A 15,534-nucleotide genomic window follows, 5' to 3' on the forward strand; every position below is an offset into this window, starting at 1 on the left:
CTCGCCGCCGCGCACGTCGAAGTCCACGCCCTTCAGCGCGTGCACCCCGCCGAAGGACTTGGTGATCGCCGTCAGCCTGGCAAGGTCCGTCATGACCGGGCTGGCCCGGACTGTGCGGCGACGAGATGAGACGGGCTTCGGCCCATGGCGTCAAACCTCCCGGGAGGACGAGACGGTCGCGACGATAGGTGGCAGGACTCTCGAAATCAAGATATTAATTGCAAATAGTTCGCTATTATGCAATAATTTGCTCTATAGCACTTGGTGCCCAGGGTGCTCGGACTCCCGTAGAAAGGGGCCCTGTCCAACGGCGATCTCCATCCGCAAAGCGTGCCATGCCCCGCCCCCCTCGCGACGAAGAGACCATCCTGCATATCGCGCGGCTGCACCACGAGGAGGGGCTGATGCAGACCGAGATCGCCCGGGACCTGAAGATCTCGGAGGCGACCGTCAGCCGCTATCTCAGGCAGGCGATGGAGCTCGGCTTCATCGAGGTGCGCGTCGCTTCGCGCGCCTTCCGCAACTTCGACCTGGAGCGCCGGCTCGTCCGCCGGTTCGGCCTCGTCTCCGCCATCGTCATCGAGCCGCGGACCTCCGCGGCCGAGACGCGCCGGATCCTCGGCAATGCCGCCGGCCGGGCGCTGGAGGATCTCCTCGCCAACGGCTCCGTCATCGGCGTCTCGAACGGCGAGACCGTCGCCGCCGTCGCGGCCGAAGCCCGGCGGTCGCGTTCGGCCCATATCGACGTCGTCACGCTGATCGGCGGCGTCGGGCGGGCGGAGGAGGCGACGCATACCGGCCAGATCTGCCGGACGCTGGCGGACCGTCTCGGCGGCCGCTCCTGGATCCTGCCGGTGCCGGCCGTCGTCGACAGCCCCGCCCTGGCCGAGACGCTGCGCGGGATGGAGGCCTTCCGCGAGGTCTTCTCGCTGTTCGACCGGATGACGGTCGCCGTCATCGGCGTCGGGGCGCTGACGCCGGAATCCTCGACCTTCCAGCACGGCCTGTTCACGCAGGGCCATCTTCGGGGCATCGTCGCGCGCCATGCGGCCGGCTCGATCTGCGCACGTTTCTACGACGCGGACGGCAAGGGCCTGCCGACGGATCTCGATGCCTGCACGCTCTCCATCACCCTGGAGCAGCTCGCCACGGTGCCGCATCGCTTCGCCGTGGCGCTGGGAGCCGACAAGGTCCCGGCGATCCGCGCCGGGATCGCCGGCCGCCTGATCAACATGCTGGGCACGGACGCGCCGACGGCGGAGGCCCTGCTGGGATGACCCTTGGTCACCAGCAGGTGTAGCCGCCGTCCACCTGCACGATCGAGCCTGTCAGCAGGCTCGAGGCGTCGCAGGCGAGGAAGAGGATGGCCGAGGCGACCTCGTCGACGCGGCCGAGGCGCGCCATCGGCGTGTTGCCGATCCAGGCCGCATACATCGCCGGGTCGTCCCGGACGAGGGCGTTGAGCTCGGTGTCGATATAGGTCGGCGCCACCGCGTTGACGCGCACGCCCCGGCTCGCCCATTCGGCCGCCAGCGACTTGGTGAGGTGGTGGACGGCCGCCTTGGAGGCGTTGTAGTGCGCCTGCTCCTGCGGCTTGTTGACGATGAAGCCGGACATCGAGCCGATATTGACGATCGAGCCGCTGCCCGCCGCCAGCATCGACCGCCCGAAGGTGCGCGAGCACCAGAACAGGCCGTTCAGGTTGACGTCGAGGACCTTGAGCCAGCGCTCGTCGGTCATGGTCTCCGCCGGCGTGTTGCTGAGGGCGATGCCGGCATTGTTGACGAGGATATCCATGCGGCCGTGCCGGGCGAGGAGGTCGTCGTGCAGCCGCTCGACGGCGGCGCGATCGGCGACGTCGAGCTGGGCGGCCTCGACACGAGCGCCGCGGGCGGCGAGGCCGGCGCAGGCCGTCCGGACCCGCTCCTCGTCGAGGTCGGTCATCACCACATGGGCGCCGGCTTCCTCGAGCGCCTCGCAGGCGGCGAGCCCGATGCCGCGACCGGCGCCGGTCACCACGGCGACCTTGCCGGTCAGATCGTATTTCTTCAGATAGGACATCGTTCCCTCGATGGGCAGCGCGAAAAACCAGGCGGGCGACGGGCAATGCCCGCCGCCCGGCAGCCCCGGACAGGTCAGAACACCGAGTCGGGCCGGTAATATCTGTCGACGTTCTCCTTGGAGATAACTTCCGGCTTGATCAGGTAATGCTTGGGGAATTCGGCCGGAAGCTCGCCCTTGACGCTCTTCATGCCGATCTCCACGCCGGTCCGTCCGATCAGGTCGGGGTCGTTGAGGCCGGTGGCGCCGTACTTGCCTTCCTTGATCAGGGCGAGGGCTTCCTTCTGGCCGTCGGCCGCCGCGAGCAGCAGCACGCCGTCCAGCTTGTGGGCGGCCTCCAGGGCGCGGCGGGCGCCGAGAACCATGCTGTCGTTCTCGCCGATCACCACGTTGACGTCGGGATGGGCGGTGATGATGTCCTCCATGGCGCTCACGCCGCCTTCGGACGTCCAGCCGCCCCATCCCTGGGCCACGATGTTCAGCTTGGCCACGCCGCTGCCGGCAAGCTGGCCTTCGACATAGCCGCGGACGACGCCCATGCGCCGGTTCTCGCCGCCGGGATTGCCCTGGTTGCCGGAGATGATGGCGACCGTGGCCGGCTTGCCGCCCAGCGTCTTCGCCAGCCATCTGCCGACCAGCTCGCCGTTCTCGACATTCGAGGACTGCACGTGGGTGACGAAATTGGCCTTGGGATTGAGGTCGGCGTCGATGACGACGACCTTGATGCCCGCCGCCGACGCGGCGTTGACGGCGGGGACGAGGCCTTCGGGATCCTGCGGGTTGACGAGCAGCAGGGAAACCTTGCGGGCGACCATGTCCTCGATGTCGGAAATCTGCTTGTTCATGTCGCGCTGCCCGTCGGAGGACAGGACGTCGCAGCCGAGCTTCTTGCCCTCGTCGCGCACGGCGGCTTCCTGCGCCGCGTAATAGGGCGCGTTGAGCGTCGACATGGAGATGCCGATCTTGCAGTCGGCAGCCTGGGCGGCGGCACCGGTCAGGCTGGTCACGACGCCGGCCAGCAGGGCGGCGGCGATCTTGTTCGGCGATGTCATGGCGTTTCTCCCTTCAGGCGTTCTTTCGCGATGGCCTCGTCCGCCGCACCTGCGATGCGGCGGCGGGCTATTCCCCGTACGGCACCCAGATGGTCTTGACCTGGATGGACCGGCGCAGGAATTGGGGGCCCAGCCCATGGATCGGGCTCGACCAGTCGAGGCCGCCGGGCCCGACGGCCCAGACCGGCTTGACGTTGCCGGCCGAGCGCTCCTCGGCGGCACGGATCTCCCCCGGCTCGCCGGCGGTCCACAGCGCGTCGACGTCGTCGTGATCGGCCAGCGTCGCGGTCAGCGCCGCCCGCTCGCCGGTGACGATGTTGACCACGCCGGCCGGCACGTCCGAGGTCTCCAGCACCTGGTAGAAGTCGGTGGCGACGAGCGGATGGGCCTGGGAGGGCAGCACCACCACGCGGTTGCCCATGGCGATCGCCGGCGCGACCAGGGAGACGAAGGCGAGCAGCGGCGCCTCGTCCGGGCAGGCGATGGCGATGACGCCCCAGGGCTCGTTCATCGCCAGGGTGACGTGCCGGCTGCGCGTCGACTGCACCCGGCCGTCGAACTTGTCGGCATAGCCGGCATAGAAGGTCAGGCGGCGCACGGCCAGCGCCACCTCCTCGGCCGCGGCCTCGGGCGTGACGCCGGTCAGCGCCTCGATGCGGTCGGCGAATTCTTGCGCCCTGGCCTCGAGGTTCTCGGCCAGGAAGAACAGCACCTGCGCCCGGGCATGGGCGCTGGCGGCGGACCAGCCGGCCGCCTTCTGAGCCGCCTCGACCGCGTTGCGGATGTCCTTGCGGTTGCCGAGGCCGGCCTGGGAGACCGGGCGGCCCTTGGCGTCGGACACGGTGTAGCTGGCGCCGCCGTCGGGCCGCGCCTGCTTGCCGCCGACATAAAGCTTGGCGGTGCGGTCGAGCCGCGGCGCCGCGCCGTCGGCGGCCGAGACGGCCGGCGCCGGGGCCGCGGTGAAGTCCGCCGCCGCGGCGGGCGCGGCCCTGCGCGCCTTGCGGGCGGCCTTGTCGGGCGCCTTCAGATATTCGGCCATGCCGGCATGGCCGCCCTCCCGGCCATAGCCGCTTTCGCGGTAGCCGCCGAAGCCGGCGGCGGCGTCGAACATGTTGGTGCCGTTGAGCCAGATCACCCCGGCCTTGATGCGGGCGGCCGCGTCGAGGGCGACGTTCAGCGTCTCCGACCAGATCGAGGCGCTGAGGCCGTAGCGGGTGTTGTTGGCGAGCGCCACCGCCTCGTCCTGGGTGCGGAAGGTCATGGTGACCAGCACCGGGCCGAAGATCTCCTCCTGCGCCACGATCGAGGCCGGCGCGACGCCGGTGAGGATGGTCGGCGGGAAGAAGAAGCCTCGTGTCGGCAGGGCGATGTCCGGCTGCCAGCAGGCGGCGCCCTCGGCGCGGCCGGCCTCGACCAGGCTGCGGATGCGCTCGAGCTGCACGCCGGCGGCGACCGCGCCGATGTCGGTGGACTTGTCGAGGGGATCGCCGACCCGCAATCTCTGCGCCCGTGCCTTCAGCCGGGCGTGGAAGCGATCGGCCACGGCCTCGTGCACGAGCAGGCGCGAGCCGGCGCAGCAGACCTGGCCCTGGTTGAACCAGACGGCGTCGACCACGCCCTCGACCGCGCTGTCGAGATCGGCGTCGTCGAAGACGACGAAGGGCGACTTGCCGCCGAGCTCGAGCGACAGCTTCTTGCCCGTGCCGGCGGTGGCGCGGCGGATCAGGCGGCCGACCTCGGTGGAGCCGGTGAAGGCGATCTTGTCGACGCCGGGGTGCTCGACCAGCGCCGCGCCGGTCGCCCCGTCGCCGGTGACGATGTTGACGACGCCGGCCGGCAGGCCGGCCTCGCGGCAGAGCTCGGCGAAGGCGACGGCCGTGAGCGGAGTGAACTCGGCCGGCTTCAGCACCACGGTGTTGCCGGCGGCCAGCGCCGGCGCCACCTTCCAGGCCAGCATCAGCAGCGGGAAGTTCCAGGGGATGATCTGGCCGCAGACGCCGACCGGCTCATGGCCGGGGAACTCGGCCTCCAGCACCTCGGCCCAGCCGGCATGGTGGTAGAAATGGCGCACGGCCAGCGGGATATCGCCGTCGCGGCTCTCGCGGATCGGCTTGCCGTTGTCCATGCTCTCCAGCACCGCGAAGAAGCGCTCGCGCTTCTGCAGCAGGCGGGCCAGGGCGTAGAGATGGCGGGCCCGGACATGACCGGGCAGGGCCGACCAGGCCGGCAGCACCCGGCGGGCGGCGGCGACCGCCGCGTCGATGTCGGCCTTGCCACCCTGCGCGGCGGCGATCAGCACCTCGCCGCTGGCGGGGTTGACCACCTCGAAGCTGCCGCCCTCGGCGGGGTCGACGAAGGCGCCGTCGATGAAATGGCGGGTGCGGCCGCCCTTGGCGGCCAGCCAGGCGAGGACGGCATCGTTCGCCTCGGGGGCCGGGCCGTACTCCATGGTCTCAAGGATCTCGCTGACGCTGGGCATGGGCTCTTCAGGCGATGGCGTGGTGGGAGGCGGCGGAATAGCGGCCGGTGACGAAATGCTCGATCTGGCGCTCGATGTCGGTCAGCAGCGAGCTCGCCCCGAAGCGGAACAGGTCGGGCTGCAGCCAGTCGTTGCCGAGCTCCTCCTTCATCAGGCTCATCCAGGTCAGCGCCTCCTTGGCCGAGGCGATGCCGCCGGCCGGCTTGAAGCCGACCTTGTGGCCGGTGACCTCGCCATAGGCGCGGATGGCCCGGCACATGACGAGGCCGACCGGCAGGGTGGCGTTGACGCCCTCCTTGCCGGTGGAGGTCTTGATGAAGTCGGCGCCCGCCATCATCGCCACCATGCTGGCCTTGTGGACGTTGCGCAGCGACTTGAGGTCGCCGGTGGCGAGGATCGCCTTGAGATGGGCCTCGCCGCAGGCTTCGCGCATCTGGACGATCTCGTCGTAGAGCGCCTGCCAGTCCTGGCCGAGCACATGGGCGCGGGTGATGACGATGTCGATCTCGCGCGCGCCCTCGGCCACGGCGTAGCGGATCTCGGCCAGGCGCAGGGGAAGCGGCATCAGCCCGGCGGGAAAGCCGGTCGCGACCGAGGCGACGGGTATGCCGGAGCCGGCGAGGGCGGCCACGGCCGGCGCCACCATGGTGGGATAGACGCAGACCGCGCCGGTGGTCGGGGCGGCCTTGAGGCCGAGGGCCTCGGTAAGGTCGGGGCGCAGCGGCCGGCGCGCCTTGGCGCAAAGCCGTGCCACGCGCGCCGGCGTGTCGTCGCCGGCGAGGGTGGTGAGGTCGATCAGGCCGATGGCGCGCACCAGCCAGGCCGCCTGCCAGGCCTTCTTGACGCTGCGGCGCGCCGGCAGGCTGGCCGCGCGCCGCTCGACGGCGCTGAGATTGGCCCTGGCACCCTCGACGAGGTCGAGGGCGAGCGGCATGCCGGGGTTGCGGGGCGTGTTGGCGAGCATGTCCGTTTCCCTATTCGGCCGTGGCCGGGCGGCCGAGGGCCTCGAGCACCCGGGCGGCGATGCCCTCGGGGGTGAGGCCGAAGCTGCGATAGACCTCGGGCCCCGGGCCGGAGAAGCCGAAGCCGGTGACGCCGAAGACGTGGTCCTCGTCAGGGACGAAGCGGGTCCAGCCGAAGGGCGAGGCGGCCTCGACCGCAAAGCGCGGCGCCGCGCCCAGCACGGAGCGGCGATAGTCCGCCGGCTGCTCGGCGAAGCGCTCCCAGCAGGGCATGGAGACCACGGCCGCGGCGACGCCCCGGCCGGCGAGGAGGTCGCGCGCCGCCACCGCGAGGCTCACCTCCGAGCCGGTGGCCAGCAGGGTGACGTCGCGCGGCCCTTCGGCCTCGGCCAGCACGTAAGCGCCGCGGCGCGACAGCATCTGCGACGCCGGCGCGAGACGCACCGGCTCGACCTTCTGGCGGGCGGCGACCATGACGCTCGGCCCGGTGCCGGCGACGGCGTCGTACCAGCATTCCAACGCCTCGACGGCATCGGCCGGGCGGTAGACCTTGAGGCCGGGGATCGCCCGCAGCGAAGCGAGCTGCTCGACCGGCTGGTGGGTCGGCCCGTCCTCGCCGACGCCGATGGAATCGTGGGTGAACAGGAAGACGACGCGGATGCCCATCAGCGCCGCCAGGCGGATCGACGGCCGGCAATAGTCGCTGAAGGTCAGGTAGGTCGCGCCGTAGGGCAGGAGGCCCCCGTGCAGGGCCATGCCGTTCAGGGCGGCGGCCATGGCATGCTCGCGGATGCCGTAGGCGACATGCGAGCCGGCGAAAGCGCCCGGCGCGAGCGGGCTCATGCCCTCGGCCTGGGAGAGCACGCTGGAGGTGAGGTCGGCGGAGCCGCCTGTCATCTCCGGCATATGCCGGGACAGCAGCCCGACGGCGTCGCGGCTCGCCTGGCGCACGGGGATGGCCTGCGGGGTCTCGGCCAGGGCTGCGAGGGCGGCCTCGACCGCCGCCTTCAGGCCCTGCGGCAGCAGGCCGGCGGTGCGGCGCTCGAACTCGGCGCGCCGGGCCGGCTCCGCCTGGTCGAGCCGGCGGCGCCAGGCGGCGCTTTCCGTCTCGCCGCGCCGGCCGACGGCGCGCCAGGCCTCGGCGATGTCCGAAGGGATCTCGAAAGCCGGATACGGCCAGTCCAGGGCCTGGCGCAGGCCGGCGAGCTCCGCCTCCCCGAGCGGCGAGCCGTGGACGACGGAACGGCCTTCCTTGGTCGGCGCGCCGAAGCCGATGCGGGTGCGCGCGGCGATCAGGGTCGGGCGGTCGGAGGCGCGGGCGCAGCGCAGCGCCGCGTCGATCGCCTCGGGATCATGGCCGTCGACGGCGATGGCAGCCCAGTTCGAGGCCTCGAAGCGCTTGACCTGGTCGTCCGAGGTGCTGACCGCCGTCGGGCCGTCGATGGTGGTGCCGTTGTCGTCGAAGATGACGGTGAGGCGGGAGAGCCTGAGGTGCCCGGCGAGGGAGATCGCCTCCTGGCTGATGCCCTCCATCAGGCAGCCGTCGCCGCAGAAGACATAGGTGCGGTGGTCGACGAGCTCGTCGCCGAAGCGGGCGTTCATCATCCGCTCGGCCAGCGCCATGCCGACGGCGGTGGCGATGCCCTGGCCGAGCGGACCGGTGGTGGTCTCGATGCCGGGGAAATGCCGGTATTCGGGATGGCCGGCGGCGCGGGCATGCGCCCGGCGGAACTGCTTCAGCTCGTCCAGGCCCACGCCGGGATAGCCGGTGAGATGCAGCAGGCCGTAGAGCAGCATCGAGCCGTGGCCGTTCGACAGGACGAAGCGGTCGCGGTCGGCCCAGTCCGGCCGGGCGGCGTCGAACTTGAGGTGCCGGGAGAACAGCACCGCGGCCAGGTCCGCCATCCCCAGCGGCATGCCGGGATGGCCGGACTTCGCCGCCTCCACCGCGTCCGCCGCCAGGAAGCGCAGCGCATGCGCCATGCGCCGGATGCCGCCGGCTGCCTCGGTCTCGACCACGATCGCCTCCTCGTCACGCTCCGCTGCCGCGGATCGGGTGGGAGTAAAGCGGTGCCGTACGGAAATTGCAATAACATCGATATAAAGAAATTTATTGCATAAAACCTGAGAGATGCGCGTCGGCCTGCGCGTTCGGTGCTCATTGGAGCGGCTGATCGCCTTGTTCGAACAGGGCCGAGGGCACCAACGCCCGCGTCAGGCTGCTCTCATCGGCACCTGCATTCTTCGAGTATTTTTTTTGAATACACAAAGAATACAATTTCATTGACTCGAGGGAGGACGCGTGCGAATGACGCCCACGCCCCAACCGTCGGGCTCGAGCGTCGGCAGCCACTCAAGACGGGAGGTTCCTCGTGAAAAGCAGCAAAAGCAGCCTCTACGACGATCTGAAGCAGCAGATCCTGACGATGGAGCTCGAGCCGGACGCGGATCTCGACGAGATGGTCCTGTGCGAGCGTTACGGGCTCTCCCGCACGCCCGTGCGCGAGGTTTTCCGGCGCCTCGCCGGCGAGGGCTACATCGACATCCGCGAGAACAAGGGCGCTCGCGTCATCCCGATGAACCATTCGACGCTGCGGCATTTCTTTCTGGTCGCGCCGATGGTCTATGCGGCGATCGGGCGGCTGGCGGTCCAGAACTTTACCAGGCCGCAGCTCTCGGACCTCAGCACCACGCAGGAGCGTTTCCGCGCCGCCAGCAACGCGGGCGACGCGTCCGCGATGGTCCTCGAGAACAACCGGTTCCACGAGATCATGGGTGAGATGTCGCGGAACGTCTATCTGCAGCCGAGCCTCGGCCGGCTGCTGATCGACCATGCCCGCATTGGCCACACCTTCTTCCGGCCGCGCAACGACGACATGCGCCAACGGCTGACGCTGGCCGTCCAGCATCATGACGGCTTCATCGCGGCCATCGAACGGCACGACGAGGACGCCGTCGTCGACCTCGTCTTCGAGCATTGGGAACTGTCGCGGGAGAACATGGAGATGTTCATCGCGCCGCAAGGGCTGAAGGCGGACGCGCTCGTCGATGGACCCACCACCTCATCGATGGAGAAGACGTCTTGAGATTCGAGGGCATCTACACGCCCGCGGTGACGCCGCTGACGCCGGACGGGCAGATCGACAGACAAGCGTTCGCTGAGGTGCTGGAGCAACTGATCGAAGCGAAGATCCACGGCATCATCATCGGCGGCTCGACCGGTGAGTATTATGCGCACACCGCCCAGGAGCGCTTCGACCTCGCCGCCCACGCCAAGGACGTCATCGGCACGCGGCTGCCGCTGATCGTCGGCACCGGGGCGACGCGCACCGAGGACTCTGTCGCCTATGCGAAGGCCGCGCGGGCCATCGGCGCGGACGCCATCCTGGTCACCTCGCCGCCCTACGCGCTGCCGACCGAACGCGAGAATGCCGTGCACGCCCTGACGATCGACCGGGCGGCCAATCTGCCGATCATGCTCTACAACTATCCCGGACGCATGGGCGTCTCGATGGGCGAGGACTATCTCGCCCGGGTCGGCAAATCGAAGAACGTCGTCGCCATCAAGGAAAGTTCCGGCGACATGGGGCGCGTCCATCTCCTGGCGCGCGAGTTCCCGCATATCGGCCTGTCCTGCGGCTGGGACGACCAGGCCCTGGAGTTCTTCGCCTGGGGCGCCCGCAGCTGGGTCTGCGCCGGCTCCAATTTCCTGCCTCGCGAGCATGTCGCCCTCTACGAGGCCTGTGTCCTCGAGAAGAACTTCGACAAGGGTCGCCGCATCATGTCGGCGATGCTGCCGCTCATGAGTTTCCTCGACGGCGGCAAGTTCGTGCAGTCGATCAAGTTCGGATGCGAGCTGATCGGCCTCGACGTCGGGACTGTGCGGTCACCGCTTCGCCCTCTCAATTCCGAAGAAAAGCGCGCCCTGCAGACGGTGGTCGTCACGCTGAAGCGCACCGTTGCGCAAGTCACGTCCGGAGCGAACAATGGGTGATCTTCTGACCGCAGCGGAATACGCGGCGCTGGCCGGAACGATATCCTTCCCGTCCAACGCCTTCATCAACGGCGCTTTTCGTCCTTCCGCCTCCGGCAAGACTTTCGAAACGCGAAATCCCGCAACCGGCGAGCTTCTGGCCGAGGTCGCCGCCTGCGATGCCGCCGATGTCGACTACGCCGTCGGCAAGGCCAGGCAAGCCTTCGACGACGGGCGCTGGCATTTGCGCTCGCCGGGCGAGCGCAAGGCCGTGCTCCTCGCCTTCGCCAGGCTGCTCGAGCGCAATCGGCACGAGCTAGCAGTGATGGAGAGCCTCGACAGCGGCAAGCCCGTCCGCGAATGCCAGACGATCGACATCCCGGATACGATCCATACCCTTCGCTGGCATGCCGAGCTGATCGACAAGATCTACGACAACACGGCGCCCGTCGGGTCGAGCGCGCTGACGCTGGTCGTGCGGGAGCCGATCGGTGTCGTCGGCTGCGTGCTGCCCTGGAACTTTCCGCTGCTGATGCTCGCCTGGAAGATCGGGCCGGCGCTGGCGGCCGGGTGCTCGGTGATCGTCAAGCCGGCGGAGCAGACGTCGCTGACCGCCCTGCGCGTGGCCGAGCTCGCCCATGAGGCCGGCATCCCCGCCGGCGTCCTCAACGTGGTCACCGGCACCGGAAAGGATGCGGGCGAGCCCATCGGCCGCCACAACGACGTCGCCATGGTGAGCTTCACCGGGTCGACGCTCACGGGCCGGCGCTTCCTGCACTATGCCGCGGAGTCCAACCTGAAACGCGTCGTGCTCGAATGCGGCGGCAAGAACCCGGCCGTCGTGCTCGACGACGCCGAGGACCTCGACCTCGTGGCCGAGCAGGTCGTCAACGGCGCCTTCTGGAACATGGGCGAGAACTGCTCGGCGACCTCGCGCCTGATCGTCCAGGCCTCGGTCAAGGACGAGCTTCTTGCCCGGATGGGCGCCTATATCCGCGAATGGAAGATGGGCAACCCGCTCGACCCCGAGAACCGGGTGGGAGCGCTCGTCAGCCCGGCCCATTTCGAGAAGGTGAAGTCCTATCTCGGCCAGGCCGTCACCGAGAAGCTCTCGGTCGTCCACGGCGGCAGGGCGCGTGACGGGATCTATGTCGAGCCGACCGTCGTCGACGGCGTCGGGCGCGACAGCCGCCTGTTCCAGGAGGAAATTTTCGGACCCGTCCTCTCGGTCACGACGTTCAACAGCCTGTCCGAGGCCGTCGCCCTCGCCAACGATACCGCCTACGGCCTCGCGGCGTCGGTCTACACGGGAAGCCTGCGCAAGGCGATCAAGCTGGCGCGGGAAATCCGCGCCGGTGTCGTCACCGTCAACTGCTTCGGCGAAGGCGACGCGACCACGCCCTTCGGCGGCACCAAGGAGTCCGGCTTCGGCGGGCGCGACAAGTCGATCTTCGCGCATGACCAGTATACCGAGCTGAAGACGATCTGGATCGACGTTTCCGACCGGTCTGTCGACGAGACGGTGCGATGACCGAGCGGCCGATCAGGCGCCTCCCGGTCAACACGGGAACCTCCGGCTGGGAGGCGATCAGCACACGCGCCGCTCCCATCCGGACGCTTGAGAGGCCGATCACCGCCGACTGGCTCATCATCGGAGCCGGCTTTGCCGGACTGTCCGCGGCGCGCAGGCTGTCCCAGCTCCTGCCCGATCAGACGATCGTGGTCCTCGACGCGCACGAAATCGCCAAGGGAACGGCGGGCCGGAACTCCGGCTTCATGATCGATGTCCCGCACAATCTGGCGGCTGGCGACTACTCGGCAGCCGACGACGCGGCGACGGCGCTCGAAATCGCGCAGAATCGCTTCGCCATCGCATTCGCGGCGGATGCCGCAGCCGAGTACGCCATGTCGAGGGAGGTCTTCGATCCCTCCGGCAAGATCAATGCCGCGGCGACGCCGCGCGGGATGACGCTGAACGAGAGCTATGCGCGGTCGCTGAGCCGGATCGGCGAAGCACACCAGCTGCTCGACGACGCCGAGATGCGCGATATCACCGGATCGCGCTACTACCGCGGCGGCCTGCGCACGCCGGGGGCGGTTCTGATCCAGCCCGCGGACTATATCCGCAGCCTTGCCGCGGGCCTCGGCTCCCGGATCGATCTCTTCGAGCATTCGCCGGTGGTCGGGCTTGCGCGCGAGGGCGGCGCGTGGAAGGCCCGGACGCACAAGGGGGCCGTCGTCGCGCCGAAGGTGATCCTCGGCGTCAACGGCCACATCGTCGACTTCGGCCATTTCTCGGGACGGCTGCTGCAGATCTTCACCTATGCCTCGATGACGGCCGCCTTCCCGCACGAGGAGGGCGGACCGACGGCGAGCGGGGCGGAGCGGTGGGCGCTGCTGCCGGCGGACCCCATGGGCGCGACCGTCCGCAAGATCGCGTCCGGCGGGCTTTTCCGCATCGTGATCCGGACGCGCTTCACCTGCGACCAGCGCCTGAAGGTCCCGGATGCGCGCGTGGCGGGGATCGCCGCCGAGCAGCGTCGGTCGTTCGACGCCCGCTTTCCCGGGATGGCGCATGTGCCGTTCGAGTTCAGCTGGGCGGGCGCCCTCTGCCTCAGCCGCAATCACGTCCCTGCCTTCGGCGAGGTCGAGGAGAACCTGTACTCGGCCTGCTGCGAGAACGGGCTCGGCACGGTCAAGAGCACGCTGGCAGGCATCATGGCCGCCGATCTTGCGACCGGCGCCTCTTCGAAAATCCTCCAGGACTACAGAAACCAGCCGCCGCCAAGCCGGCTTCCGCCCGAGCCGTTGACGTCGCTCGGAGCAAGCGCAGTCATTCGATTCCAGGAATTGCGAGCCGGACGCGAAGGTTGATCGTTCGACCTCGTAATAGAGAAAGTCGAAACAAAGATCGGCTTTCGACAATAATTGGAACCATCAACGAGGAATGAGCCATGAAAACGCTGTGGAAAGCAATTTGTGCTGCCGCAATGGTCGGGATGACCATGCTGTCCGCGCATGCTGAGGAGAAGACCATTTCGATGGGAACTCTCTCTTGGGAGGATCTGACCCCCATCACCGGCATCACCAAGAAGGTGCTCGAGGACGCCGGCTATACCGTGAAGGTGACCCAGTTCTCGGAATGGGGCATCGCCTACGCCGCCCTGACCAAGGGCGATATCCAGATTCTCGCATCCCAGACGGACTATGTCGCCCAGGACTACTGGGACAAGAACAAGAACAAGCTCGAAAAGCTTTCGCCCGTCTCGCATGGGCTCTATCAGGGGATCGCGGTTCCCAAATACGTCACCATCGACACGACCGACCAGCTCAACGACAACGCCGACAAGTTCGGCGGCAAGATCATCGGCATCGAGCCGGGGTCGGGCCTGATGCGCGACACGGCCAACGCGGTCAAGGACTACGGCCTCAAGCTGCAGCTTCTCGAAGGCAGCACGGCGGCGATGACGGCGGCGCTCAAGTCGGCGATCGACCGCAAGGAATGGGTTGCGGTGACCCTGTGGACGCCCTCCTGGATGGCCCAGAAATATGACGTGAAGTTCCTCAGGGATCCGAAGGGCGTCTATCCGCCGCCGCAGAGCTATTACTGGATCGGCCACAAGGGTTTCGCCGCCGACTATCCTCATGCCCGAGAGGTCATCGGCAGCGTCTATGTGCCGATTGACGACATCGCCGCCATCAACAGCGCCGTCAAGGACGGCAAATCGATGGACGACGCCGTCAAAGCCTGGATCGACGCCCACGCCGATCTCATGAAGCGGTGGGAGAACATCAAGTCCCAGTAGCGACGCAACCGGCTGGCCGCCTGGCTCCGGGCCGGGCGGCCTGCCGGCCCGTTGAGCGCGATCGCGCAGCAACCCGATGGGCATGAACATGACAGCCGCAGCTTTGAAGAGCGACGAGGTGCTGGTCGACTGCCAGTCCGTCTGGAAGATCTTCGGCGCCAAAGCGCCGGCGGCGATCAAGGCGATCGCCGAGCGCGGCCTCACCAAGAAGCAGGTCCTGCAGGAGTTCAACTGCGTCGTCGGCGTATCCGACGCGAGCCTGCACGTCCGTCGGGGTGAGATCTTCTGCATCATGGGCCTGTCGGGCAGCGGCAAGTCCACGCTGATCCGGCTGCTCAACCGGCTGATCGATCCGAGCCTCGGCACGGTGGTGGTCAAGGGCAAGGACATGTCCGCGCTGAGCGGCCCCGAGCTGCGCCGGATGCGGGCCCGCCATATCGGCATGGTGTTCCAGAGCGTCGCCCTGCTCCCGCATCGGACCGTGCTGGAGAATGCGGCCTTCGGGCTCGAGGTGCAGGGCGTTGCCAAGGCGGAGCGCCAGCGCACGGCCGAGCAGGCCCTCGCCAGGGTCGGCCTCGCCGACTGGCTGATGCGCTATCCCCGCGAGCTGTCGGGCGGCATGCAGCAGCGCGTCGGCCTGGCGCGCGCCATCGCGGCGGACCCGGAGATCATCCTGATGGACGAGCCGTTCAGCGCGCTCGATCCGCTGATCCGGCGCCAGCTCCAGGACGAGTTCCGCCAGCTCACCAAGGCCCTCGGCAAGTCGGCGGTGTTCATCACGCACGACCTCGACGAAGCCATCCGCATCGGCGACCGCATCGCCATCATGAAGGACGGGGCGATCATCCAGGTCGGGACGGCCGAGGAGATCATCCTCGAGCCCGCCGACGGCTATGTGGCGGAGTTCGTGGCAGGGATCTCGCGGCTGCACCTGATCAAAGCGCATTCGGTCATGGATCCGGTCAGCGACTATCAGCGCGCCCATCCAGCCGAGGACGTCGCCTCGCTGGTTCAGACCGGTCCCGAGGCGGATATCGACGAACTGATCGACCTGACCATGAACTCCGCCCGCGACGGCGTCGCCGTCGTCGAACGAGGCTCGATCGTCGGCGTCGTCACCCCGCGCAGCCTGCTGCGGGGCGTCAAGGGCGCGCAGACCAACGAGCCCGCCGCAGAGCAGAAGCGGGCCTGAGGAGCGCGG

12 protein-coding genes are annotated in these 15,534 nt (G+C 68.7%); 7 read left to right on the forward strand and 5 right to left on the reverse strand.

Going from position 1 to position 15,534, the window contains the following annotated elements; translation table 11 throughout:
- Positions 1-335: 335 nt before the first annotated feature.
- Positions 336-1,277, forward strand: coding sequence for a sugar-binding transcriptional regulator (locus QO011_RS35930; protein ID WP_307283368.1), 942 nt, complete (start codon positions 336-338; stop codon positions 1,275-1,277).
- A gap of 7 nt (positions 1,278-1,284) precedes the next feature.
- Here the strand turns inward: QO011_RS35930 and QO011_RS35935 are convergent, their stop codons facing one another.
- From QO011_RS35935 to tkt, 5 genes are all read right to left on the reverse strand, one after another.
- Positions 1,285-2,061, reverse strand: coding sequence for an SDR family NAD(P)-dependent oxidoreductase (locus QO011_RS35935; RefSeq protein WP_307283370.1), 777 nt, complete (start codon positions 2,059-2,061; stop codon positions 1,285-1,287).
- Positions 2,062-2,135: 74 nt separating this feature from the next.
- Complete coding sequence (locus QO011_RS35940; protein WP_307283372.1) at positions 2,136-3,113, reverse strand: substrate-binding domain-containing protein; 978 nt, start codon at positions 3,111-3,113, stop codon at positions 2,136-2,138.
- Positions 3,114-3,180: 67 nt separating this feature from the next.
- Positions 3,181-5,592 carry an aldehyde dehydrogenase family protein gene (locus QO011_RS35945; RefSeq protein ID WP_307283374.1) on the reverse strand — a complete coding sequence of 804 codons (2,412 nt, stop codon included), beginning with the start codon at positions 5,590-5,592 and terminating at the stop codon, positions 3,181-3,183.
- Between the two features lie 7 nt (positions 5,593-5,599).
- A complete protein-coding gene (deoC, locus tag QO011_RS35950; protein WP_370882061.1) occupies positions 5,600-6,556 on the reverse strand; it encodes a deoxyribose-phosphate aldolase in 957 nt (318 codons plus the stop codon).
- 10 nt (positions 6,557-6,566) lie between these two features.
- Positions 6,567-8,573, reverse strand: a complete 2,007-nt coding sequence (gene tkt / locus QO011_RS35955) for a transketolase (RefSeq protein ID WP_307283376.1) — start codon at positions 8,571-8,573, stop codon at positions 6,567-6,569.
- A gap of 353 nt (positions 8,574-8,926) precedes the next feature.
- On the opposite strand from tkt, the gene QO011_RS35960 reads away from it, so the two are divergent.
- From QO011_RS35960 to QO011_RS35985, 6 genes are all read left to right on the forward strand, one after another.
- Positions 8,927-9,640 carry a GntR family transcriptional regulator gene (locus QO011_RS35960; RefSeq protein WP_307283379.1) on the forward strand — a complete coding sequence of 238 codons (714 nt, stop codon included), beginning with the start codon at positions 8,927-8,929 and terminating at the stop codon, positions 9,638-9,640.
- Positions 9,637-10,548, forward strand: a complete 912-nt coding sequence (locus QO011_RS35965) for a dihydrodipicolinate synthase family protein (RefSeq protein ID WP_307283383.1) — start codon at positions 9,637-9,639, stop codon at positions 10,546-10,548. The genes QO011_RS35960 and QO011_RS35965 overlap by 4 nt, the downstream gene beginning before the upstream one ends.
- The gene (locus tag QO011_RS35970; protein WP_307283386.1) at positions 10,541-12,058 is read left to right on the forward strand and encodes an aldehyde dehydrogenase; all 1,518 of its coding nucleotides are present in this window, start codon (positions 10,541-10,543) and stop codon (positions 12,056-12,058) included. Before QO011_RS35965 ends, QO011_RS35970 begins: the two co-directional genes overlap by 8 nt.
- Positions 12,055-13,401, forward strand: a complete 1,347-nt coding sequence (locus QO011_RS35975) for an NAD(P)/FAD-dependent oxidoreductase (RefSeq protein ID WP_307283389.1) — start codon at positions 12,055-12,057, stop codon at positions 13,399-13,401. The genes QO011_RS35970 and QO011_RS35975 overlap by 4 nt, the downstream gene beginning before the upstream one ends.
- Before the next feature lie 80 nt (positions 13,402-13,481).
- Positions 13,482-14,333, forward strand: a complete 852-nt coding sequence (locus QO011_RS35980; protein WP_307283390.1) for a glycine betaine ABC transporter substrate-binding protein — start codon at positions 13,482-13,484, stop codon at positions 14,331-14,333.
- Between the two features lie 88 nt (positions 14,334-14,421).
- Entirely contained in the window at positions 14,422-15,525 is a 1,104-nt protein-coding gene (locus QO011_RS35985; protein ID WP_307283393.1) for a quaternary amine ABC transporter ATP-binding protein, read from the forward strand.
- Positions 15,526-15,534 lie beyond the last annotated feature (9 nt).

Origin of the sequence: Labrys wisconsinensis (assembly GCF_030814995.1) — a bacterium.
GTDB classification, from domain to species: Bacteria; Pseudomonadota; Alphaproteobacteria; order Rhizobiales; family Labraceae; genus Labrys; species Labrys wisconsinensis.